This is a genomic window from Mesorhizobium qingshengii, from assembly GCF_900103325.1.
Classification (GTDB): domain Bacteria; phylum Pseudomonadota; class Alphaproteobacteria; order Rhizobiales; family Rhizobiaceae; genus Mesorhizobium; species Mesorhizobium qingshengii.
Genome location: NZ_FMXM01000009.1, coordinates 127,385 through 149,181 on the forward strand (window position 1 = coordinate 127,385; position 21,797 = coordinate 149,181).

The 21,797-nt window shown below is 62.8% G+C and carries 29 protein-coding genes and 1 pseudogene; 12 read left to right on the plus strand and 18 right to left on the minus strand.

The annotated features are described in order from the left end of the window. Nucleotides 1–44: 44 nt before the first annotated feature. From BLS48_RS16270 to BLS48_RS16280, 3 genes and pseudogenes are all read right to left on the minus strand, one after another. Nucleotides 45–1,133, minus strand: coding sequence for a class I SAM-dependent methyltransferase (locus BLS48_RS16270; protein ID WP_091579131.1), 1,089 nt, complete (start codon nt 1,131–1,133; stop codon nt 45–47). After that, nucleotides 1,130–1,984, minus strand: a complete 855-nt coding sequence (gene lgt / locus BLS48_RS16275; protein ID WP_091579132.1) for a prolipoprotein diacylglyceryl transferase — start codon at nt 1,982–1,984, stop codon at nt 1,130–1,132. The genes BLS48_RS16270 and lgt overlap by 4 nt, the downstream gene beginning before the upstream one ends. 172 nt (nt 1,985–2,156) lie before the next feature. Continuing rightward, nucleotides 2,157–2,395 (minus strand): annotated as a pseudogene (locus tag BLS48_RS16280) (BrnA antitoxin family protein). Between the two features lie 256 nt (nt 2,396–2,651). Between BLS48_RS16280 and BLS48_RS16285 the strand changes: the two are divergent. The 3 genes from BLS48_RS16285 to BLS48_RS16295 all read left to right on the plus strand — a co-directional run bounded on the left by BLS48_RS16285 (nt 2,652) and on the right by BLS48_RS16295 (nt 4,160). Further along, complete coding sequence (locus tag BLS48_RS16285; protein ID WP_091579134.1) at nt 2,652–2,954, plus strand: accessory factor UbiK family protein; 303 nt, start codon at nt 2,652–2,654, stop codon at nt 2,952–2,954. Between the two features lie 323 nt (nt 2,955–3,277). Then, nucleotides 3,278–3,778: a type III secretion system chaperone family protein gene (locus BLS48_RS16290; protein ID WP_013893499.1), complete on the plus strand. Its 501-nt coding sequence runs from the start codon at nt 3,278–3,280 to the stop codon at nt 3,776–3,778. A gap of 22 nt (nt 3,779–3,800) precedes the next feature. Further along, a complete protein-coding gene (locus BLS48_RS16295) occupies nt 3,801–4,160 on the plus strand; it encodes a tRNA-binding protein (RefSeq protein ID WP_091579136.1) in 360 nt (119 codons plus the stop codon). A 67-nt stretch (nt 4,161–4,227) separates the two neighbouring features. On the opposite strand, the gene BLS48_RS16300 is transcribed toward BLS48_RS16295, so the two are convergent. Together BLS48_RS16300 and BLS48_RS16305 are read right to left on the minus strand one after the other, a co-directional pair. Then, complete coding sequence (locus BLS48_RS16300; protein WP_091579137.1) at nt 4,228–5,250, minus strand: glycosyltransferase family 4 protein; 1,023 nt, start codon at nt 5,248–5,250, stop codon at nt 4,228–4,230. A 208-nt stretch (nt 5,251–5,458) separates the two neighbouring features. Continuing rightward, nucleotides 5,459–6,874 carry an ATP-binding protein gene (locus tag BLS48_RS16305; RefSeq protein ID WP_091579139.1) on the minus strand — a complete coding sequence of 472 codons (1,416 nt, stop codon included), beginning with the start codon at nt 6,872–6,874 and terminating at the stop codon, nt 5,459–5,461. A gap of 360 nt (nt 6,875–7,234) precedes the next feature. Between BLS48_RS16305 and BLS48_RS36195 the strand changes: the two genes are divergently transcribed. Both BLS48_RS36195 and BLS48_RS16315 read left to right on the plus strand, forming a co-directional pair. Beyond that, nucleotides 7,235–8,764: a bifunctional AfsR/SARP family transcriptional regulator/alpha/beta hydrolase gene (locus BLS48_RS36195; protein WP_244529626.1), complete on the plus strand. Its 1,530-nt coding sequence runs from the start codon at nt 7,235–7,237 to the stop codon at nt 8,762–8,764. A gap of 134 nt (nt 8,765–8,898) precedes the next feature. After that, nucleotides 8,899–9,780 (plus strand): alpha/beta fold hydrolase, encoded by an 882-nt coding sequence (locus BLS48_RS16315; protein WP_091579140.1) that lies wholly within the window; start codon nt 8,899–8,901, stop codon nt 9,778–9,780. Nucleotides 9,781–9,870: 90 nt separating this feature from the next. Here the strand turns inward: BLS48_RS16315 and BLS48_RS16320 are convergent, their stop codons facing one another. Beyond that, nucleotides 9,871–10,590 carry a response regulator gene (locus tag BLS48_RS16320; protein ID WP_091579142.1) on the minus strand — a complete coding sequence of 240 codons (720 nt, stop codon included), beginning with the start codon at nt 10,588–10,590 and terminating at the stop codon, nt 9,871–9,873. Beyond that, the gene (locus BLS48_RS16325) at nt 10,577–11,110 is read right to left on the minus strand and encodes a MarR family winged helix-turn-helix transcriptional regulator (RefSeq protein WP_167365108.1); all 534 of its coding nucleotides are present in this window, start codon (nt 11,108–11,110) and stop codon (nt 10,577–10,579) included. The genes BLS48_RS16320 and BLS48_RS16325 overlap by 14 nt, the downstream gene beginning before the upstream one ends. 260 nt (nt 11,111–11,370) lie before the next feature. Between BLS48_RS16325 and BLS48_RS16330 the strand changes: the two genes are divergently transcribed. From BLS48_RS16330 to BLS48_RS16340, 3 genes are all read left to right on the plus strand, one after another. After that, nucleotides 11,371–12,264, plus strand: coding sequence for a branched-chain amino acid aminotransferase (locus tag BLS48_RS16330; protein WP_091579145.1), 894 nt, complete (start codon nt 11,371–11,373; stop codon nt 12,262–12,264). A gap of 145 nt (nt 12,265–12,409) precedes the next feature. Further along, complete coding sequence (locus BLS48_RS16335; protein ID WP_091579147.1) at nt 12,410–12,727, plus strand: hypothetical protein; 318 nt, start codon at nt 12,410–12,412, stop codon at nt 12,725–12,727. 143 nt (nt 12,728–12,870) lie between these two features. Then, complete coding sequence (locus BLS48_RS16340) at nt 12,871–13,509, plus strand: MBL fold metallo-hydrolase (protein ID WP_091579148.1); 639 nt, start codon at nt 12,871–12,873, stop codon at nt 13,507–13,509. Nucleotides 13,510–13,677: 168 nt separating this feature from the next. On the opposite strand, the gene BLS48_RS16345 is transcribed toward BLS48_RS16340, so the two are convergent. The 3 genes from BLS48_RS16345 to BLS48_RS16355 all read right to left on the minus strand — a co-directional run bounded on the left by BLS48_RS16345 (nt 13,678) and on the right by BLS48_RS16355 (nt 15,058). After that, on the minus strand, nt 13,678–14,097 hold the full coding sequence (locus BLS48_RS16345; protein WP_091579150.1) for a BA14K family protein: 420 nt from the start codon (nt 14,095–14,097) through the stop codon (nt 13,678–13,680). Between the two features lie 191 nt (nt 14,098–14,288). Beyond that, on the minus strand, nt 14,289–14,501 hold the full coding sequence (locus BLS48_RS16350) for a cold-shock protein (protein WP_008877668.1): 213 nt from the start codon (nt 14,499–14,501) through the stop codon (nt 14,289–14,291). 344 nt (nt 14,502–14,845) lie between these two features. Next, nucleotides 14,846–15,058, minus strand: coding sequence for a cold-shock protein (locus BLS48_RS16355; RefSeq protein WP_006202520.1), 213 nt, complete (start codon nt 15,056–15,058; stop codon nt 14,846–14,848). Nucleotides 15,059–15,561: 503 nt separating this feature from the next. Between BLS48_RS16355 and BLS48_RS16360 the strand changes: the two genes are divergently transcribed. After that, complete coding sequence (locus BLS48_RS16360; RefSeq protein ID WP_091579151.1) at nt 15,562–15,984, plus strand: Kazal-type serine protease inhibitor family protein; 423 nt, start codon at nt 15,562–15,564, stop codon at nt 15,982–15,984. A 90-nt stretch (nt 15,985–16,074) separates the two neighbouring features. Here BLS48_RS16360 and BLS48_RS16365 read toward each other — a convergent pair whose 3' ends face one another. From BLS48_RS16365 to BLS48_RS16385, 5 genes are all read right to left on the minus strand, one after another. Then, nucleotides 16,075–16,296, minus strand: a complete 222-nt coding sequence (locus BLS48_RS16365) for a hypothetical protein (protein ID WP_091579153.1) — start codon at nt 16,294–16,296, stop codon at nt 16,075–16,077. Between the two features lie 88 nt (nt 16,297–16,384). Beyond that, nucleotides 16,385–16,522 (minus strand): hypothetical protein, encoded by a 138-nt coding sequence (locus tag BLS48_RS35680; RefSeq protein ID WP_167365109.1) that lies wholly within the window; start codon nt 16,520–16,522, stop codon nt 16,385–16,387. Between the two features lie 185 nt (nt 16,523–16,707). Then, nucleotides 16,708–16,956 carry a hypothetical protein gene (locus BLS48_RS16375; protein WP_091579156.1) on the minus strand — a complete coding sequence of 83 codons (249 nt, stop codon included), beginning with the start codon at nt 16,954–16,956 and terminating at the stop codon, nt 16,708–16,710. Further along, nucleotides 16,953–17,222 carry a hypothetical protein gene (locus BLS48_RS16380; protein ID WP_091579469.1) on the minus strand — a complete coding sequence of 90 codons (270 nt, stop codon included), beginning with the start codon at nt 17,220–17,222 and terminating at the stop codon, nt 16,953–16,955. Before BLS48_RS16380 ends, BLS48_RS16375 begins: the two co-directional genes overlap by 4 nt. A gap of 209 nt (nt 17,223–17,431) precedes the next feature. Then, nucleotides 17,432–17,638, minus strand: a complete 207-nt coding sequence (locus BLS48_RS16385) for a cold-shock protein (protein WP_091579158.1) — start codon at nt 17,636–17,638, stop codon at nt 17,432–17,434. A gap of 340 nt (nt 17,639–17,978) precedes the next feature. On the opposite strand from BLS48_RS16385, the gene BLS48_RS16390 reads away from it, so the two are divergent. From BLS48_RS16390 to BLS48_RS16400, 3 genes are all read left to right on the plus strand, one after another. Then, a complete protein-coding gene (locus BLS48_RS16390) occupies nt 17,979–18,203 on the plus strand; it encodes a hypothetical protein (RefSeq protein WP_091579472.1) in 225 nt (74 codons plus the stop codon). Between the two features lie 101 nt (nt 18,204–18,304). After that, nucleotides 18,305–18,580: a hypothetical protein gene (locus BLS48_RS16395; protein ID WP_143019438.1), complete on the plus strand. Its 276-nt coding sequence runs from the start codon at nt 18,305–18,307 to the stop codon at nt 18,578–18,580. Nucleotides 18,581–18,808: 228 nt separating this feature from the next. Beyond that, entirely contained in the window at nt 18,809–20,431 is a 1,623-nt protein-coding gene (locus BLS48_RS16400) for a tetratricopeptide repeat-containing sulfotransferase family protein (RefSeq protein WP_244529629.1), read from the plus strand. 131 nt (nt 20,432–20,562) lie between these two features. Here the strand turns inward: BLS48_RS16400 and BLS48_RS16405 are convergent, their stop codons facing one another. From BLS48_RS16405 to BLS48_RS16415, 3 genes are all read right to left on the minus strand, one after another. After that, nucleotides 20,563–20,916, minus strand: a complete 354-nt coding sequence (locus tag BLS48_RS16405) for a DUF1428 domain-containing protein (RefSeq protein ID WP_091579164.1) — start codon at nt 20,914–20,916, stop codon at nt 20,563–20,565. A gap of 107 nt (nt 20,917–21,023) precedes the next feature. Further along, complete coding sequence (locus BLS48_RS16410) at nt 21,024–21,446, minus strand: VOC family protein (protein ID WP_091579166.1); 423 nt, start codon at nt 21,444–21,446, stop codon at nt 21,024–21,026. A 151-nt stretch (nt 21,447–21,597) separates the two neighbouring features. Then, nucleotides 21,598–21,780, minus strand: a complete 183-nt coding sequence (locus BLS48_RS16415) for a hypothetical protein (protein WP_091579167.1) — start codon at nt 21,778–21,780, stop codon at nt 21,598–21,600. Nucleotides 21,781–21,797: the final 17 nt, after the last annotated feature.

Below are 21,797 nucleotides of genomic sequence, written 5' to 3' on the forward strand. Positions count from 1 at the left end.
GCTCTTTTACCGGACGGGAGATTGGGAGGGGCGGCGACGAAAAGTCAATCCGCCGCGGCAAAGGGGCGAACGGCCACGCCGCGTGGCAGCACGGCAAGCACCTTGAACAGCTCGCCCATGGCTTGCGGGCCGGCGAGGCGTTCGACATCGTCGGCGATCTTTTGGCGGGCCTCCCGGGAGGCATCGGCGCCGAGCCGGCCGGCGCGCTCGAGAATGCCCATGCCGAGCAGGAAGTGGCCCTGCGTCGACAGATGGGCGTCGAGGCCGTGCACGCGCACGATCGCGGCAAGGGCGGCGAAATCGACATGGGTCGTGAGGTCGGCTTCGCCCGGATTGGCCAGCACATCTTCGTGATTGTGCCTGCGCAAGGCCTGCAGCGTGTCGCCGACACCCGGCTGGAGGTGGCCATAGTCGAGGAATAGCCCGGCGCCGCCATGCCCCGCTATGCGCCCGGCGATGGCCGCCATCAGTGCGGTACGAGCCGGCGCAACTTCGACGATGGCGCCCTGTGGTGCGTTGCCGGCATCCTCAGACAGCAGCGTCGGGTCGACCGAGCCGGCGCCGGCGAAGAAGCCAAGGTTGTCCCCATCATCCAGACCGACCATGCGTTCGCGCCAGTCGGCACCGGCGCGGACGAACTGACGAATGGGCACGGCGTCGAACAATTCGTTGCCGACGATGAGCAGCGGCTGTTGCGGCAGCGTGCCGATGGTTTCGTGCCAACGAACCGGGAAAGGTGTCGCGGCAAGCGTCTGTTTCTGGATCTCGGTCAGGCGCGGGCTGGCCTCGATCATGGCGAAGGTGGCGCCGTTGGCCAGATCAGGATCAAGCCGCGACAGGGTGCGCAGCATGTCCTTCATCAGCGTGCCGCGGCCGGGGCCGATCTCGGCGATGGTGACCGGCATCGGCCGGCCGCCGGCCAGCCAGGCCTGGTAGAGCCAGACGGCGACGAGTTCGCCGAACATCTGGCTGATCTCCGGCGCGGTGATGAAGTCGCCGGCGGCACCGAAGGGTTCGCGCGTCGTGTAGTAGCCGTCCGCGGGGTCGAACAGGCACAGCGCCATGTATTCGTTGACCGGGATCGGCCCCAGCGCCTCGATCAGGTCGACGATGCGGGCCTTCAGCCGTGTCATGCCGGCTGTGACTGGGGCACCGGCTTGGCGGTCGCCATCGCCCAGATGCCGGCCAGCACCATCGGCGACGACAGGATCATGCCCATGGTCAGCCAGTTGGTGCCAAGGAGATAGCCGAGCTGCTGGTCGGGCTCGCGGAAGAACTCGACGAAGATGCGTGACAGGCCATAGCCGCAGATGAAGGCGCCGCCGACGAAGCGCGGCGTCTTCAGCTTGAGGCGCGAATGGGTGAGGATGCGCAGCACGAGGAACAGCACCACGCCCTCGAGTAGGGCCTCGTAGAGCTGGCTTGGATGGCGGGCAAACGGCCCGCCATTGGGGAACTCGATCGCCCACGGCACATCGGTCGGTCGGCCCCAGAGTTCGGAATTGATGAAGTTGGCGACGCGCACCAGGCCGAGGCCGACCGGCACGCCAGCGGCCACGACATCGAACAGCGACCAGGTGCGGATACCGCGCTTGATGGAAAACAGCGTCATGGCGAGGGTGACGCCGAGCAGGCCGCCATGGAACGACATGCCGCCTTGCCAGACGGCGAAGATGTCGAGCGGGTGGGCAATGTAGCGCGGCAGGTCGTAGAACAGCACGTAGCCGGTGCGGCCGCCCAGCACGACGCCGATGGCAGCCCAGACGATGAAATCGTCGAGGTCTTCCGGCTTCATCGGCAGGATGCCGTTCGGCCACAGCCTGGCATTGGCGGCGAGCCGCTTGGCATACCACCAGGCGAACAGGATGCCGACGATGTAGCCGACGCCGTACCAGTGCACCGCCAGCGGACCGATCTGGATGAGGATCGGATTGATGTTGGGAAAGGGCAGCGAGGCCAGCGGCAGCAGGAAATATTCGTTCAACGGGGAGCTCTCGGTTGCGGTCGCATTGGGCGCGGACCATGCGGCAGGGTTTTGGCGGGGTCAAGGCAAGGTGGATCCCGTCAAGGGTCGGGAAACGGGATCGCCACCGGGGCCATCGCGCCGTGCGGGGACATGCTGCAACTCTGCCGTGGCAGCGACCAGATGGCTGGGTTCAATCCTCAGGCTTGGCGGCAATCATCCGCCGCAATGCGTCGTTGATCCTGTCCTGCCAGCCGGGACCGTCTTCCTGGAAATGGTCCAGCACGGCGCGATCGATCCGGATCGAGACAAGCTCCCTGACATTCGGTGCGGCCGAGGGTTCGCGGATTGGTGCGCCGGTTTCTTGATCGGCTTGAAGGCAGCCTCGGCGGCTGCCATCGGATTTGTCGGTCGGCGCGGAGGCGTTGCCATTTGATTGACCCCTGACTGGAGCGTGCTTGACGCAAGACGAGATGAAAGCACCACAATAGGCGACTTGGCGCCATCCCGTATAGTCTGGAAGGAGCCGTTCGAAAGCTCTCTGCGCGCGTGACGATCAGCCTGCGGACATGCGTTATAGCAGCGCAGACAGGCCACGGGATCGACTGGCGATGCCATAGAGGTGTGCAACGTTCTTGCATTCGACGCGCGGCACCACTACGTCATTTCGAGCAAGCGAGGATTTGCCATGTCGACCGGACCGAACCGCATTCTCGATGAATTCGCCAAGTTGATGACCGACGCCGCGGGCGCGGCGCAAGGCGTACGCCGTGAGGTGGAGACCGCCTTCAAGGGACAGGCCGAGCGCATCCTCAACTCGATGGATGTGGTGCAGCGCGAAGAGTTCGAGGCCGCGCGCGAGATGGCCGCCAAGGCGAGGGACGAGAATACCCGTCTTGCCGCCCGCATCGAGGCGCTCGAGGCAAAGCTTGCCGAATTGACCGGACAGACCGCACCGGCGGCGGCGGCAAAGCCCCGCGCAAAAAAATAATCGTTAAACTTTTCCACAAAGCGCGATCCTGAAAATCGCTTTGCCGTGAATCGCTTAACGGCATTGCATGAATCTTTGTGACAGCGGCTTTCCACATGCGAATGACGCAGTGCGAAAAATTGGGCTGTTCACGCGACTCCCGATCAATAGACTGAATTTGTTGCATGATTCGGAGCAGGGTCATGCGGCCGGGCGGTGGGGTCCGGTCCGGGGTCTTTGTGTCGAGAAGTCCTGGCCGTCCGAGTTCTAGACAAGATTGTTCGTTGTGTGTGCCCTCCCGCGGAGCGTGTGGCGGCGCTCCTCAGAACGACAGGAAGCATTCCATGGAACTTCTCGAACTCGAATTCTCCCGCGAAATCCATCCGGTGGATGTTATCGAGCAGGTGGCCCACAACAACGACTGGTCCTTTGAACGGGCTGGCGACGACGAGATTTCGATCTCGGTTGCCGGCAGCTGGACCGACTATCACGTCTCCTTCTCCTGGATGGAGGATTTCGAGGCGCTGCATCTGGCCTGTGCCTTCGACATCAAGGTACCGGAGACCCGTGCGCTGGAAGTGATGCGGCTCTTGTCGCTGATCAACGAACAGATGCTGTTTGGCCATTTCGACCTCTGGGAGCAGGAGGGCGCGATCATGTTCCGCCAGTCGCTGCTCCTGGCAGGCGGGGTCGAGCCGTCGAGCCAGCAGGTCGAGGTGCTGCTGTCGTCGGCGCTGGAAGCCTGCGAATGCTATTTCCAGGCGTTCCAGTTCGTCGTCTGGTCGGGAACCTCGGCCAAGGACGCGCTGGCCGGCGTGCTGTTCGAGACCTACGGCAACGCCTGAACCAGGGCAGACAAGACCAGAGATGAGTTCGAGCAGCGAGCGCAAGCCCGAGATCAGTTTTGCCGATTTCGATCGTGTCGACATTCGCGCCGGCACGATCGTCGAGGCCGAGCCGTTTCCGCAGGCGCGCAAGCCGGCGTTCAAGCTGAAGATCGATTTTGGCGCTGACATCGGCATCAAGAAATCGTCGGCGCAGATCACCAAATATTATGCGCCGGAGACGCTGATCGGCCGGCAGGTGTTCGCGGTGGTCAATTTCCCGCCGCGCCAGATTGGACCGTTCATGTCGGAAGTGCTGACGCTCGGCTTTCCCGACGAGGAGGGCGCCGTGGTGCTGGGCGCCATCGAGCGCCGGGTGCCGGACGGCGGGCGATTGTTTTAGCTTTTGTCATCCTCGGGTCTGCGCGCCGGCGTTGCCGTCGCTTCGCCCGTGGATGACGAATAGAGGGTCAGGCCGCCAGCTTCCGCGTCGTTCCCAGCGCTTCCTCGACCGTATCGAGAAACATTTCCGCGCAGGCCTTCCAGCTGTAGCGCATGGCGCGTTCGCGCGCGTCGGCGCGGTCGACGTTGAGCGCGGCGAGCGCTGCCTCGCGCAGGTCGTTGGAGACCGCGCCGCCAAAGCCGTCGCCGACGATATCGATCGGTCCGGTCACCGGATAGGCGGCCACCGGTGTGCCGCTGGCCAGCGCCTCGATGATGACGTTGCCGAACGTGTCGGTGCGGCTGGGGAAAACGAAGACATCGGCCGAGGCGTAGATCTCGGCCAGTTCGTCGTTGGGGCGGTGGCCCAGGAAGTGGGCCTGTGGGTACTTCGCCTTGAGCCTGGCAAGTTCGGGACCCTCGCCGACGATCACCTTGCTGCCGGGCAGGTCGAGGTCGAGGAAGGCGGAGAGGTTCTTCTCGATGGCGACGCGGCCGACGCAGAGGAAGATCGGGCCGGGGAAGCCGAGGTCTTTCTTCTTGTCCGGCCGGAAATGGTTGGTGTCGACGCCGCGCGTCCATGGCCGCAGCTTGGTGAAGCCGCGCGCCGCAAGGTCGTCGGCAAGCGACTGGGTGGCGACCAGCGTGCCCTGGCCGGAATTGTGGAAATCGCGCAGCCAGCGATAGGCCCAGCTTTCCGGCACCGGCAGGCGGGCGCTGAGATATTCGGGAAAGCGCGTGTGATAGCTGGTGGTGAATGGACGCCCGGCATTGCGGCAATAGCGCCGCGCCATGATGCCGAGCGGACCCTCGGTAACGATGTGGATGTGGTCGGCCTTGCCGGCTTCGATCAGTCGCGCGACGTGGCCGGGCGTGGTTAGCGCCAGCCTTATGTCGGGGTAGGTGGGCAAGGGCAGCGTGCGAAAGATGTTGGGCGTCAGGAAATCCACAGCGACGTCGAAGGATTTCAGCGTCTCGGCAAGCCGCTCCAGCGTGTGGACGACGCCATTGACCTGCGGGCGCCAGGCGTCGGTGACCATCAATATGCGCATGGCGGCCCTTTGCTCGAAAGGTCGACGTTTGCCTTGAGGCGATGCCGGAACGGCGACCTGCTTGCGGCGCTCGCTTCGCTCCAGCGCACCCGGGCGGGCACGGGGTCGAAGTGAGGCGGCATGGCCGAATCAAGAGTGGTCGCGCTCTTCATGCGCGCTCTTCACCATGGTTTCATGACGGGCGGATGAAGCCTGGCGCCTGGCCTGCCTAGGCGGGTACCTTGATCACGGCGCGCAATCCGCCGAGCGGGCTGTCGTCGAGCGTGATGTCGCCGCCATGGCTGCGGGCGATGTCGCGGGCGATCGACAGGCCGAGCCCGGTGCCGCTGGCATCGAGGTTGCGGGCCTCATCGAGCCGCACGAAGGGTTTGAACACATCCTCGCGCCGGTCGGCGGGAATGCCCGGACCATCGTCGTCGATGGTGACCAGCAGCGAGCCACGGCCGTGGTCGGCGTTGACCTCCACCGTCCTGGCATAGCGGAAGGCGTTGCCGATGACGTTGGACAGCAGCCGGGCGAAGGCACTCGGCCGCACATGCACGGTCGGATCGCCGACAAGCGTCGTCGACAGTTTGCATTTGCGCAGTTTTGCTTCCTCGCCGAGCTTCTGGAAATAGACTTCCAGATCGAAACGTCCGGGGTCCTCCGAGGCCTCGCCGCGAGCGAAGGAGAGATAGCCTTCGAGCATCGACTGCATGTCGTCGATGTCCTGATTGAGGGCCGCCTTGGTCTCTGCCTTGCCGCCGGCCAGCGCCAACTGCAGCTTGAAGCGGGTGAGGATGGTCCTGAGGTCGTGGCTGACGCCGGTCAGCATGGCGGTGCGCTGTTCGATCTGGCGTTCGATGCGCTCGCGCATCTGGATGAAGGCGAAGCCGGCGCGGCGAACCTCCTCGGCGCCGCGTGGCCGGAAGTCGCGCGGCATCGGCCGGCCCTTGCCGAAGCTTTCGGCGGCCTCGGCAAGGGTCAGGATCGGCCGGATCTGGTTGCGCAGGAAGGGAATGGCGATCATCAAAAGCACCAGCGAGGTGCCGACCATCCAGATCAGGAAGATGTGGGTGTTCGAGGCATAGGCCTGGCTGCGCCGCACGAAGACGCGCAGCACCTTGCCCTCGAGCTGGACGCGTACCTCGACGATGTTGGAATTGCCGACCGTGTCGATCCAGAACGGCCGGTTGATCTGGCGCGTGATCTCGGCCGAGAGAACGTCGTCGAGGATCGAGAAGAATGGTTTGGGTCCGGGCGGCGGCAACGGATCGGGCGGCAACAGGTCGACCTTCAGTTGCATGCGGTCCTGGGAGATGCGGATGATGTTGGCGTAGTCGGCGTCGTGCGGATAGGTCTCGATCATGTCGATGATGGCGGCGATGTCGCGCACGGTGGCCTGCGACAGGCGCTGCGTCACGGTTGCCCAATGGCGCTCCATGAAGACGAAGGCGACGACCGATTGCAGCAGGATCATCGGCGCGATGACGATGATCAGCGAGCGGGCATAGAGCCGCTTGGGCATGTAAAGCGAAACGAGGCGCCAGAACCGGTTCCAGATGCGCGGCACCGTCTTCAGCGTCCGCGTCGCGCGTGCGCTCAAGCCGCCATTCCCCGGCTGTTCCAGTTCCGTGGTTGCCATTCGATCTTTTCGCTCAACCGCAGCCGCTCAGCAGGCCGCGGACGGCATTCTATTCCACGCTGAGCCGTTCTGGAACAGCCGCTTGAGTTCAAGTGGTTAGGCTGTCGAAACCGTGTTTATCAAGCATTGATAACAAAGGCTTTATTCCCGAATTGCCAAACTCCGTGGTGCCTTCGCGCTCCCGGGTCTGGCGTCGGTTCAGTGCATAGACATTTTGCTCACATCATTACTTCCTCGGTTCAGCCCGGCCGGACGATGGGCGACGACGCTCATCTTTTCGTTCCATAGCCACCAACCATCGGCAAATTTACACCGCGCCGTATGGCAGATAAAATTGGGCGCAGGCGATCGGTGTCCCAAATGACGGGCCTACTGGGGATCAAGGTGCTCGGCCAACTGGTTGTCCTACGGGACGACCGGGAGATCGCCCTGACTCCGTCGAAGAAAACCCGCGCCCTGCTCGCCTATCTGGCGGTGACGAATCGGAGACAGCGGCGCGACCATTTGTGCCAGATGTTCTGGGACATCCCGGACGATCCGCGGGCTTCGCTGCGATGGAGCCTCTCGAAGCTTAGGCACATTATCGACGACAATAGTGACTGCCTCAGGACCGATCGGGACAGCGTGCTTTTCGACACCACCGGTCTCGACGTCGATCTGCTCGGCGTCGCCCATATGACGGCCAGCGATGTACGCTCCCTCGACACCCAGCGGCTGGAGACGGCGGCTGCCTTGTTCCGGGGGCGGTTTCTCGAGGACCTGGAGCTGCCGCGCTGCCCAGTGTTCGAGGCGTGGCGCACATTCCATGGCGACGCCTTGGATCGCACCCGATTGATGATCCTGCAGGCGCTTGTCGAGCGGCTGCGCTCGGACCCGGAGCGGGCGCTTTCGCACGCGGAGACACTCCAGTCCCTCGATCCGACCAACAAGCAGATCGCCTTGGAAGTTCGATCGCTGGCCACCGAGGCCAGGGAGCGCGCGGTGCAACCGCCACCGGCGCGGGAGGAGCACCAGGCGTTGGCCGAAGGTCCCGCGCCAGGTATCCAGCGTTCCCAGGAGATACACTATTGCAGCAGCCCGGACGGCGTCCGGATCGCCTATGCGGTTTCGGGCAGCGGCCCGCCACTGCTTCGCGCGGCGCACTGGATGTCGCATCTGCAATATGAATGGGAAAGCCCGGTCTGGCGACACTGGATCGATTCGCTTTCGACCGGGAATACCCTGATCCGCTACGATGAGCGCGGGAACGGCCTCTCCGACTGGAACGTCGGCGATTTCTCCTTCGACGCCATGGTCACCGATCTGGAAAGCGTTGCCGACGCAAGCGGTCTCGACAGGTTCCCGCTGCTCGGCGTCTCCCAAAGCTGCGCGATATCGATCGCCTATGCGATCCGGCACCGCGAGCGCGTCTCGCGCCTCATCCTCTACGGCGGCTATGCAAGGGGCTGGCGAAAGCGTGGGGACAGCCACCAGCTCGATACCCATGAAGCCATGACCACGCTGATCCGCGAGGGGTGGGGCAAGGACAACCCCGCCTTTCGCCAGCTGTTCACCGAAACCTTCATTCCGGGGGCAAGCCGCGAGCAGATGGCCTGGTTCAACGATCTCCAGCGGCAGACCGCCTCGCCGCTTAACGCAAGCCTGCTGCACTCCGCCTTCGGAGACATGGACGTCTCGGCGATGCTCGGACAGGTAAGCGTTCCAACGCTGGTGTTGCACGCCAGGAACGATGCCGCGGTGCCGTTCGAGGAAGGCAAGACGCTGGCGGCCGGCATACCGGGGGCGCGCTTCGTCGACCTCAACAGCACCAATCACATCCTGCTTGCCAACGAGCCGGCCTTCGCCGAGTTCCTGCGGGAAGTCAGGTCCTTCATGGCCCAACCCGAGTGAGGGAAAAGCCGGGCCGGCGCTACCGTGGCTTCTGCGGCCTGGAATTCCTACGGTCATTTCAACGCCCGCCACAACACTCCCTCTAACGCCAGGCGGCGACCATCGGCGCCAGTCAGGCAACAGGAGGTCCCGAGATGAAGATCCATACCGTGATCGGCGGAGGCGGCGTGAAGCTGCATGTGCGCGAATGGGGCAAGGCCGATGCTCCAGCCATCCTCTTCATCCATGGATGGTCGCAAAATCACCTGTGCTGGAAGAAGCAGTATGAGAGCCGGCTGGCGGAAAGCTTTCGCCTCGTCGCCTTCGACCTTCGTGGCCACGGCATGTCGGAAGCGCCTGAGGCGCAGGAGCAGTATACGGAACCGAAGCCATGGGCGGACGATATTGCTTCGATCATCGACCAGCTCCGGCTCGAACGGCCGGTTCTCGTCGGCTGGTCCTATGCGGGTTTCATCATCTGCGACTACCTGCGCTCATACGGTCAGGACGCGATTGCCGGCATCAACTTCGTGGGCGCGGCGGTCACGCTCGACCGCGCGGTGTTCGGGGTGCTGATCGGCCCGGGTTTTCTCGACCACGTGCCCGGCGCGACAGCGGACGACCTTCCCTCCAACATCCAGGCGATGCGCGAATTCGTGCAGGGCTGCACCGCGCGGCCACTGCCGAGGGACGACTATGAGGTCGCGCTGTGCTGGAACATCGTCGTGCCGGCTAGGGTGCGGGCCGCGCTCGTTACTCGCGCGATCAATTCCGACGACGTTCTGGCCACATTGCGCAAACCCTTGCTGATGACCCAGGGCCGCGGTGATACCGTGGTTCTGCCGGCAATGGGCGAGCACATCCTACAGATATGCCACACGAGCAGCGCGTCTTGGTATCCCGAAGTCGGACACGCCCCCTTCATCGAGGACGCCTCCCGCTTCAATCGCGAGCTCGCCGACTTTGTGCGGAGCGCGAGGATGTCAATTATCGATGAGGATACGAGCCGTCGAATGGCTCTTGCCGGATCGGGCTGATGTTCAGGCGTGACAGCGCCCCCCGGGATGTTCCGCATCGAATGCACCGGCTGTGTCGTGAATTATTGGAAGCGCTTGGTAGCGAACCAGCTATTCCACGCTGAGCCGATACCCAATACCGCGCACGGTCTGCAGCCAGACCGGGTTGGACGGATCGCGCTCGATCTTGCGGCGCAGCCGGTTGATCTGGACGTCGATGGTGCGCTCGCCGACTTCCGAATCGTCGCCGACAAGCTCGTGGCGCGGAATGGTTTCGCCGGCCCGTGCCGCGAAGATCGCCAGGATCTCCTGCTCGCGGTCGGTCAGCTTCAGGGCCTCGCCGCCACGCTTCAACTCGCGCCTGGCGATCTGGAAGGTGTAGGGACCGAAGACCAGCTGTTCGACCTTCGGCGTGGTCGTCGGGCCGCCGCGGCGCAGGATGTTGTTGATGCGCAGGATCAGCTCGCGCGGGTCGAAAGGCTTGGGCAGATAATCATCGGCGCCAGCCTCGAGCCCGGAGATGCGGCTGTCGGTCTCCGACAGCGCCGTCAGCATCAGGATCGGCACGTTCTTTTCGGCCCGCAACGACTTTGTCAGGTCAACGCCGCTTTCCCCTGGCATCATGACGTCGAGCACCAGAAGGTCGAAGTCGAGGCCGGCAAGTTTGCGCCTGGCTTCGCCGGCATTGCCGGCGACGGTCACGCGAAAGCCGTTTTCGGTCAGATACTGTTTGAGAAGATTGCGGATGCGGGTGTCGTCGTCGACCACTAGCAGGTGTGGCGCGTCGTCGTCGGGCGCGGTCGCCTGATCGACCCTCTCAGTGCTCTCCATGGCTTTTCCCTGACATTCTTGCGGACCCAACGTCGATCTGTGCTCTTAGTTCCGGGTTGACCATCGCTTCGAGGAACCGTTCCACCAAGGTCCGTTCGGTGATTCCGGAATCTCCCAATGCAGCATGGATGCGGCGTGACTGTGGCCGCGCCAGCGCCAGCGCCAGCGCGCGGCCCTTGGCTGTCGGATAGAGCTCGCGCTGGCGGCGGTCGCGCGGACCTTGCAGCTGCACGACATGGTCGGTGTCGATCAATTGCTTGAGCACCCGCGCCAGGCTCTGCTTGGTGATCTTCAGCACGTCGAGCAGTTCGGCGACCGTCAGGCCGGGCCTGCGGTTGACGAAATGCAGCACCCGGTGATGGGCGCGGCCGAAACCGTAGTCGGCCAGGATCTGATCCGGATCGGAGGTGAAGTCGCGATAGGCGAAGAAGAACAGTTCGATGATGGCAAAGTCGATGCCGTCCTCGTCGGTGATCGCGGTCCTGATCGGTTTCCCGGCTGTGTGGCTTCGATCCGTCATCATTTCTCCGCTGAAAAGAGAGATTATGTCAGTACTATTGACGTAATTTCCCTGCAATGGTAATTTTTGACAAGCTTTTGGGCGGAATGCGAACAAAAAGGCAAGGGAAGCCGGTTTTTCCGGAACTTCCTGAGTTTGCCAGAGCTCACTTATCCGCTTACGCTTCGAGCCAGCAGCCGACGTTCCCAATCCGTGGCGCGGCTGACGAGAAACACGCAACGCTACAACGATGTGCGGGCCGCGGCCCGCGGGAGGTTACCATGGCATCCGTTCCCTTCGATCAACTGGACGGCTTTATCTGGATGAATGGCGTGTTCGTCCAATGGGGTGACGCCAAGATCCATGTGCTGACCCATGGCCTGCATTACGCCAGTGCGGTCTTCGAGGGCGAGCGCGCCTATGGTGGCGAGATCTTCAAGCTGAACGAGCACACCGAGCGCTTGCATGAATCGGCGCGCCTGCTCGGCTTCAAGATTCCCTATTCGGTGGCCGAGCTCAACGATGCCTCCGCCACGCTCTTGAAGAAGCAGGGTTTCCAGGATGCCTATGTCCGGCCGATTGCCTGGCGCGGCAGTGAGCAGATGGGCGTTTCGGCGCAGAACAACCGCATCAACTGCGCCATCGCCATCTGGCAATGGCCGAGCTATTTCGACCCGGCGCAGAAGCTGAAAGGCATCCGCCTGGACGTGGCCGAATGGCGTCGGCCCGACCCGCGCACCGCGCCCTCCAAATCGAAGGCCGCCGGCCTCTACATGATTTGCACCATGTCCAAGCACGCGGCCGAGGCCAAGGGCTATGCCGACGCCATGATGCTCGACTGGCGTGGCCAGGTCGCGGAAGCGACCGGCGCCAACATCTTCTTCGTCAAGGACGGCAAGATCCACACGCCAAAGCCCGACTGCTTCCTCGACGGCATCACCCGCCGCACGGTCATTGGCCTGGCCAAGGATCGCGGTCTGGAGGTGATCGAACGCGCCATCATGCCGGAAGAGCTCGAAGGCTTCGAGCAATGTTTCCTGACCGGAACAGCAGCCGAAGTGACTCCGGTTTCGGAGATCGGGCCTTACCGATTCGAGGTCGGTGAAATCGCCAAGAACCTTATGAACGACTATTCTGCCGCGGTTCAGCCCAAGCACGCGATTGCCGCAGAATAAGGAAAGTCAAAGCTTTTCAAGCAAGCAGGGGCGGTTTTGAAGCCGCCCCTTTTATTTCAGTGTTTGTGCATTTGACTTTCATGCAATTCGGCGTCTCATGATGTTGTCGGCCCGGGAGGCTGGCAGCTATGGAGGGACTAATCATATGGACATGAACACGCTTCTTCCGATCATTGTACAGGTGATTGCAGGCGTTATCGGCGGCCAGGCGATCGGTGTCGCGCTCAAGAACGCGGCGATGGGTCAGCTGCCCAAGATCCTGGGCGGTGCCATTGGCGGCGTCGGCGGCGCGGCGATCCTCGGCAGCCTGCTTGGCGGCGGCACGATCGACCCGGCGGCAGCCGCGGCGGCTACGAGCGGTCTCGGCAGCGCGCTCAACCTCAACAACATCGTCGGCGGCGCCGGTGGCGGCGCGATCCTGACCGGCATTATCGGCGCGGTCATGGGCGCCATGAAGAAGTAGGCCTGGGGCGGTCTCAGGTTTGTTCAAATGGGCGGCTTCGGCCGCCCATTTCCGTTTCTGGAACGACTGACTGTTCGTCGTTCGAGGGGTGGACGCCTTTCGCCGGCATCTCTACATCACGCCGAGACAACGAAAGGACGATCATGGGTCAGCTCAATGCCGGCATCGTGCCGGTGACACCGTTCCAGCAAAACTGCACCATCCTGTTCGACATGGACGACAAGCACGGTGTGGTCGTCGATCCGGGCGGCGACATCGACAAGGTGCTGGCGGTGCTGAAGGACAATGCAATCACCGCCGAAGCGATCTGGATAACGCACGGCCATATCGACCATGCCGGCGGCGCCATGGAACTGAAGGAGGCGCTCGGCGTCGAGATCATCGGCCCGCATGAGGCCGACAAGCCGTTGCTCGACAATCTGGAGAACCAGGGCAGGCGCTACGGCATCGCCGGTGCGCGCGACTGCGTGCCCGACCGATTCCTCACCGAGGGCGAGACCGTGTCGTTCGGCTCGCATGTGTTCGAGGTGCTGCATTGCCCCGGCCATGCGCCCGGTCATGTGGTCTATTACAACCGAGCGGCGAAATTCGCCCATGTCGGCGATGTGCTGTTTCGCGGCTCGGTCGGTCGCACCGATCTGCCGGGCGGCGACCATGCGGCGCTGATCGCCTCGATCAAGGACAAGCTCCTGCCGCTTGGCGACGACATCGGCTTCATCTGCGGCCACGGCCCGGGCGGCCGTTTTGGCGAGGAGCGACGGACAAATCCGTTCCTGACTTAAATTCCTGGTTTGGAAAATCCGAAGCGGTCAAGCCGAACAACAAAAAAGCGCTGGCCTTGCGGGCAGCGCCTCTTGGTTTAGGACAGGGAAGCCCCGAAGCGCTTCGCGCTTCAGGGCTTGTGCATGTCGTTATCCCAAAACCGCTGCGCACTTTTGGGCGACATGCACTCAGTTTGCCGTGCAGAAATGCTGTTCGCCGTCATTGCCGGTGAATGTGCCGGTGCGGGAGTTGAACGTCCGGTAACGGTCCGAGCAGTACTCGTACCAGTCACGTGTCCACGGCTCGGCATAGCTATCGTTGTAGACGACCCTCGGCTCCGCATAGTAGCGGCGGACCGGGGCAGGGCGCGGCCGCACATCACGATAGTAGTAACTGTCGCCGTAATCGTCGGGCGGCGGCTGGTCATTGGCCAACGCGCCAACGATCAGGGCGCCGGCGGCAAGGCCGAGCACGCCGGCGGCGACGGCATCGCCATTGCCGTGGTGACGGTGATGACGCCATTCATCGGCGCTGGCCGCAGGCAAGGTCGCGAGCGTCGTGGCGACCACGGCGGCGGACAGGACGGCGGTCTTGAAAATTCGATTCATGTCGGTCTCCTTCGTGCCGGCCCGTGTAGTTTTCGGGGGAATGCGGTCCGGCTTTACCCGAGACTAATATGAGACCGTGGCTGAACGGGGGCTGAACGGATTTACGCTGGTCGATCCGCCGCGAACGTCAGACGTCGCACGCTCCGGGGAGCGGATCTGCCCTGCCGCGGCGGCGTCGATCCGAAGCCGGCTCAGCCGACCGACAGGTTGACGGCCTTGGGGCCCTTGCCGCGCTTGTCCGGCTCGGTATCGAATGTCACCTTCTGCCCGTCCTCCAGACCCGGAAGACCCGACGCCTGCACGGCCGAAATATGGACGAAGACATCCTTCGCGCCATCATCCGGTGTGATGAAGCCGAAGCCCTTGGCATGGTTGAAGAATTTGACGGTGCCGGTCTGCGGCATGGGAAGCTCCTTTGATCCCATAAAGTCCAGTCTCGGGCCGGCAAATGCCCGAGCGGAAATTTGTCCTTTATTTTAGCGTCATCGGCAAGAGAAAGTTTTGCGGGCACCTGAAGGCGCGTCGCGCTTGAGCGGATTCAGGCGACGCGCTTCAGGTCTTTGTTTTATGCATGTCGTTGTTCCAAAGCCGGGCCACTCTTGGGCGACATGCATGGGTCCGAGCCGGCGGCATGAAAAAGGCGCGGCAAAAAACGCCGCGCCTTTCAAAATTCAAATCCCTCTCCACGCCGGCTCAGGGCATTGGAGCTTCCTTCGCGCACCCGCAGGGCGCGCGGCGCGCCGATGGCTCAGGCAGCGCGGAGATTGACCGCCTTGGGGCCCTTGCCCATGCGGTCCGGCTCGACGTCGAAGGTGACCTTCTGGCCGTCGACGAGCGTGCGCAGGCCCGAAGCCTCGATCGCGGAAATATGGACGAACACGTCCTTGGCGCCGCCATCGGGCGTGATGAAACCGAAGCCTTTGGTCGCGTTGAAGAATTTAACGGTGCCGGTCTGGGCCATTGGGGAAACTCCTTCACCCGTTCAGTCTTTGATGGTCCTGCCCGCCACCTGTCGTCGAGGGCAAGTCCCGGTGGTTGCTTCGGCAGTCATGCATTGGCGCATGGTCAAACCCCCCGCCGAAAAACGGGGCCGTCAGAGATTCACAGTATCGGGGAAAGGTCGTCCAAAACGTTCCGCTCTCCGGGTCGCAAATGCCCGAACACGGAATTTATCGCACGGAAACGTGATGGTTGCAAGATAGCGCCGCGGGCCGCCTCGATGAGCGCGTCCCGACGCATAAATCGACCGATCCGAGCGTCGACGGGCCCCGAGATAGGCCTGGTTGCCAGCCGGGTCATCGGACCAGGGCGGGGCCACGGCTGGGCCAGAGATGCCAGCGCCGCGAGCTGAAGATTGCCACGGCTCCAGCCGACGTTTCCGCTGCGGATGGCTGCAAACGGGGTTGCATTTGGCAAGGGAATGGCGAGGATCGTTATGGGGACGGGATCGAGGGAGAGGTCAACATGAAATTTCTGGCGGCAATCTTGTCGCGGCAAGGCTTTGCCATCCTGTTCCTGTCGGCAATTCTCGCCGCCTGCACCGTCGTCGTCGATGAAGGACCGGGGCCGCGTCCGCCACGGCCCGAGCCGCAATTCTGCAGCAGGCAGTACGAACCGGTCTGCGCCAGGCGGGGCGGCGACCGCCAGACCTTCGCCAATGCCTGCCTTGCCGACCGTGCCGGCTACCGCATCGTGCGCGACGGTCCCTGCCGCGACGGTGGCGATGGTGGCGGAGGCGGTGGCGGTGGCGGTGGCGGAGAGCAGACGTTCTGCACCCGCGAATATGCTCCCGTGTGCGCCCGCCGGCACGGCGAGATGCGCACCTTCCCCAACGCCTGCGAAGCTCGCGCCGCGGACTACCGCGTCGTTGATGATGGGCCGTGCTGAGAGTTTATTACCGCGCCTCTCCGCTATGGGATGTCGGCAGGACATGAGCGGATCGGGGCGGTGCGTGTGGATTGAAGCGCGCGCTGCTCGTCACGGTGCCGGATAGGCACCGTCGGCCGGGCCGGCATAAAGCTCGCTGCCATCTTCGTCGGAAATGCGTAGGCGGTCGGGGACTTGCGGCATGGTGAGCGTGTGGAACAGCGCGGTTGCGCCCTGCAGGGCGGCGCGCAGGTTCGGCGCTTCCAGCGACACCTTGTCGAGCGTGGCTTCGTCGGCGTCGCGCGACCGGTAAAACTCGATGACGAAGTTCAAGGACGCCTCCGTGGCGCGGGCGGGCGTTGCGCTGTCCCGCGAGGGAGAATCTTCGGCGCCGACAGGCGCCGAAGAGGCGTGCCGGGTGTCAGCCCTTCGATTTCGGCTTCAGGCTGCTCTCCGCCTGCTTGACCGACGAGCCGAACGGTGAGGCGGGCTTGGCCACGACCTTGTCCTTCTTCGGTTTGCGCGCTTCGCGGTTGCTTCGCTGTTGTCCCTTGGACATGTTCTGCTCCTGGTGCTTGTTGGCTTGGCTTGCGGCGCGATCTGCGAGACTGTCTGGAAATTCTACTCTGTCGGCCATCTGATGGCATTTCTGCGCTTCCGTTGCTCACGGACCAAATGTTCGCTGCGCTACGGTCCTCGAAACCGCCACCATGGACTCGCCAGAGCGAATTTCGAAACAGTCTCTCAGATCGCGGGCATGTCGGCCGGTTCGAGATTGTCTTCCGTGGTGACCCGCTCATGGGTCTCCTGCTCGCTACGGATGCGATATTGCGGCGAGCCGTCCTTGACCGGCAGCATGCTCTTGATCTGGAACAGTTCCGCTGTCTTCTGGACGAGGCCGGTGCGGCTCTTCATGCGCACGGTCTGGCCGATGGCGAAGAGGTGCGCGGGCGTGTCGGTGCGCGGGCGCGCATTCTGCTGGAAACGGATCATGCTGCGTTCTCCCGGTCGCGCTTCAGCGCTGTTTCGAGTTCGAGGTAATCGATGGCGACAAGCTGGCTGGTGGGCGGGTTCTTCACCGCCCTTGCCGGCAGATGGATGAAGGTGGCGACGCGGCGCCAGGCAAGACGCGACATGCCTTCGATCACCTCTTCGTCGTGATCGATGTCGTAGTCGCCGGCCGGCAGCAATCCTTCCAATCCGCCGAGCACGAAAGGTGCCGCGAAATGCGCGATGGTGCGGGTGGTGCGGTCCGACATTGTCTTAACCTTGATATCTTCCGGGTCCTGAAGTTTTCCGGCATCGACCGGGAAGCGTCTTGCGCCTCGCGGCACCATGCAGGCAGCGGTCCTGAAAGCAAAAAAGCGGGGACAAGCCCCGCTTTCCTATCTCCGGCAATCGCTGGAAATAAGCCGATTTCGAGAGCTGCCAGTACATCCGTGGTCAGCGTTCATCGAATTCGGCCGGATCAGATCAGTTGCAGATTGGCGGCCGACTCGCGGCCCTTGGTGTCGCGCTCCAACTCGAATTGCAGCTTCTGGCCTTCTGCGAGGCCAGCAAAGCCGGCACGCTCCAGCGCGCTGACATGGACGAAAACGTCCTTGCCGCCATCGGTCGGCTGAATGAAGCCAAAGCCCTTCTGGCCGTTGTAGAATTTCACGGTTCCGGTGTTCATAGGTGCGGGTGTCTTTCGAAGAATGAGAAATGGTCGCGGAGCGAATGTGCCGCGCGCCCGGTATCGATGATTTGGAATGAGATTGGCGGGTCGAGAACCTCTGACGCCGCGAGATGCCAATTCTGGCCCCAAACGATCCTGCTTATATAGCCCAGCGGGGCCCATTGTTCAAGAAGATTTCCGAAAATCCCTCGCGTTGGCAAAAAAATAGAACGCTATAATTATTTGGAAAATTCTGATAGGACTTCGAGAGCTTTCTAAAAAAATTCTTAAAATCATGCCGGAGCGATTGTCCCGGCACTTGTATTTTATATTTTATTTATTCCCGAAAGGACAAAACATGGTTTCCGTCAGAACCCCGAGAGGCACGACCCTAGCGATCAACCCGATCATCAAGCCAGCCACCATACACGCCATTGCCGTTGGTCCAACCGGCAAACCGATGATCGTCAAGTCCGCACGGCTCACCGTCAGAAGCGACGAGGCGGCAAGACGCACGATCGCCGACACCGATGGAACCGTGAGGCGGGCCAGACAGGTTGCCGAGAGTAATCGCCTGATTTGAGACGGGGCGCCGGCTCGAATCCGCTGCCGGAGTTGGACGCCTGGTCCGCATCCGAGCCCGGCCGCAGCTCGATTTTTCAACGCAGCGTCGAGGAGAAGCAAATGCCCGATAGCGAAACCTATGCCTTCCCCAGCCTGAAGCGCGAACTCCTTGGCGCGATGAGCCATGATTATGGGCGGCGCGTCGAGGTGAACAGGTCGTGGACCATCTATCACGTGTTCACCGGCAGGCCGGCCGAGATCGGCACGCGGCCAATGGTCGGCCTCAGCGAGTTCGACGCCACTTCAGTGATGTTGTTCCTGAACTCTCACAACGCCGAAAGACGCAAGGCCTCGTTCTCGCGACATCCGAGCGGCGGCGGCTCCTGCCAGCACTGATCCGCCATCGCTCGTATCGAGGTGGCATTGCCGGAGCAGCCTCGTTGGATCCCGTCTCGATCCGCTCTTGAATCTCCGCCCCCCATGCCTTAGGTCCGGCAAGCGGACAAACACGGCAGGTTTCCCATTAACAGAGATCAGAGACGAGCGGCGGGCGCGGGAACCAGGTCTGGTGCTGGAGGACAGCCACCGCTGGGCCTCGACCAGTATGTCCAGCAAGCGCTGCAATTGCATCAGGCCGGGCGCAGGCAAGAGGCCGAGGCGATCTACCGGCAGGTGCTGGCGCGCCAGCCCAAGCACGCGGCCGCCGCGCATTTCCTGGGACTGCTGCTGCACCAGACAGGGCGTAGCGCCGAGGGGCTCGATCTTATCGAACAGTCGGTGAACCTGCAGCCGACGAATCCCGACTTCCTCAACAATTTCGGCACCGTGATGCGCGATCTCGGCCGTGTCGCCGCGGCCGTCGATTTCTTCCGCGGCGCGGTGGATATCCGGCCCGACCAGCTCGCGGCGCGCGACAATCTCGGCTCGTCGCTGAAGCAGCTCGGCCAGTTCGAGGAGGCCGAGGAGATCTATCGCGGCACAGTCGCGCGCAATCCATTTCATGTTCGCGCCCGCATCGGGCTTGCCGAAACCCTGCAGGAAGCCGGGCGGCTGGACGAGGCGCTTGGCATCTTCCGCGAGGCGCTGGCCATCCGGCCGAAGGATGCCGACCTGTTGCACGGGCTCGGCGTCGGGCTGATGGAAAAAGGCAAGCTCGATGAGGCTGCCGACCTGTTCCGGCAGGCGCTGGCGGTCAACCCCGGTATGGCCAGAGCCTGGCTGATGCTGACGCAGGTCAAGCGCCAGAAGGAGCGCGATGCCGAACTGGCTGGCATGGAAGCGCAGCATGCCAAGGCGCCGCAGGACAGCCTGGCGCGCATGCAGCTGTCCTTCGGCCTCGGCAAGGCCAATGACGATTTGAAGGATTATCCGCGCGCCTTCGACTATTTCGCCGAAGGCAATGCAATCCGCCGCAAAGGTATCGACTACGATCCCGTGAAGACGCGCGCCGAATTCGAAGCGATGAAGACGGTGTTCGATGCCGGCTTCTTCGAAAAGCACAAGCCAAGCTCAATTGCCGACGACACGCCGATCTTCGTTGTCGGCATGCCGCGCTCCGGCACCACGCTGGTCGAGCAGATCATCGCCAGCCATCCGCAGGTCTATGGCGCCGGCGAGCTCAGCATTTTGAAGACTGCGGTCGGCAAGCAGTTTCCGTCGACAATGCTGGGTGGGTTTCCCTGGGGAATATCGGACGTGCCCGACGCGGATTTTGCCGAGGCCGGACAGGCCTATCTCGACATGCTGCATGCTCGCTATCCGCATGTCCGCCATGTCACCGACAAGATGCCAGGCAACTTCCTGCTTGTCGGCTTCATCCACATGATGCTGCCGAAGGCCAGGATTATCCACTGCGCCCGCGATGCGGCGGCGACATGCCTGTCGATCTACAAGGTGCATTTCCGTGGCGACAGCCACCGCTATGGCTATGACCTCGGCGAACTCGCCGACTTCCACAATCTCTACACCGACATCATGGCGCATTGGCATGCCGTGCTGCCGGGGGTGGTGCATGATGTGCGCTATGAGGATTTCGTCGCCGACCAGGAAGGGCAGACGCGGGCGCTCATCGCCCATCTCGGCTTGCCCTGGGACGACGCTGTGCTGTCGTTCCACGAGACCGACCGGCCGGTGCGCACGGCTTCCGCCGCGCAGGTGCGCCAGCCGATGTATCAAGGCTCGGTCGATTTGTGGAAGCGCTATGGGGACCGGCTGAAGCCGCTGCTGGACAAGCTAGACCGATATTGAGGTGAGGTCAGCCTGCGAACGACAGTTCCCTGCGCTTCCGGTACTCACGTACTTAAACGTACGCTCCCTTCCGGTTCTCGGAAACTGCCGTTCTCGACTCGGCCTGACCTCAATCTCGACCTGGCTTGGCGTCAGAGTTCGATGAACGTTTCGAAGCCTCCGAAGATCATGCGCTTGCCGTCGAACGGCATGGTCAACCAGTCCGCCTGCAGGCGCTGGTCGGCCATCACCTTGGCCATGACCGCATCGCGGCTCTGCCTGGATTCATAGGCCACCCAGGCAAAGATGACTACCTCGTCGGCCTTGGCCTGCACGGCACGCGGAAACGACGTGATCTCGCCATAGGGCACGTCGTCGCCGACGCATTCGACATAGGCCAGCGCACCGTATTCCTTCCAGATGGCCCCGGCGGCGGTGGCGAACGTCTTGTAGTCGTCGAGTTTTGCCTTGGGCACGGCAAGCACGAAACCATCGACATAGGACATGGTGGGTTCCTTTGCTGAAATCGAGCGCCGGGTCGGCAGGGATGCAACCCGGCGCAGAGCACATCAGTCCCTTCACCAGAGGCAAGGGGGTGTTGCTGCTCGCTAAATTACTTCACCGGCGCGTTCATCGCCCATGTGACGCCGAAGGGGTCGCGCATCTGGCCCCAGCGATCGCCCCAGAACATCACCTGAAGCGGCACCCCTTCCTCGCATCCGGCGTCGATCGCGCGCTTCCACCAGGTGTCGATCTCATCGCTGCCGAGATGAAGCTGCAGCGTGTAGCCCTGCGGGCTCTGATGCGGGTGGCCATGTTCTGGATAGGCATCGCCGAGCATCAGCGTCGAACCGTTGATGTGGAGATGGATATGCATGGTGCGGCCTTTGTCGTCGGCCGGATAGGCAAAGACCTGCTCGGCGCCGAAGGCCTTGCGGTAGAATTCGGCTGCCTTGAAGGCGCCATCCACCTGCAGATAGGGGGTCAATCCGCCGAGCACTTCTGCACTGGGCTGAACGGGGGTCTGGTCAGTCATGTCTTGCTCCTCTTTGCGTTTGGCTTGGCCTTGCGAACCATAGGACGCATGAGGTGACGGCGATCCTACACGGTCGCGAATTTTTCTGCGAAGGCCGGGCCCGGACAGCCTGCCGGATTGAGCGGCGGCTGCACGGGCCGGCTGGTCGCGGTCATATGACCTTGGCCGAAAAGGTGGCCGCGCGGCGGCTGTTCCGCGCATCGAAGATTTCCGGAAAGCCGATGTCCCTGCGCAATTCGGCTGGCAGCGAAAGCAGGAGGCGTTCGCTGCGATGGCGGGCACGCGCTGTCGCGTATCGGGTTGCGATGCGACCGATGGATGACAGGACCGACATGACGGGTTCTCCCTGGT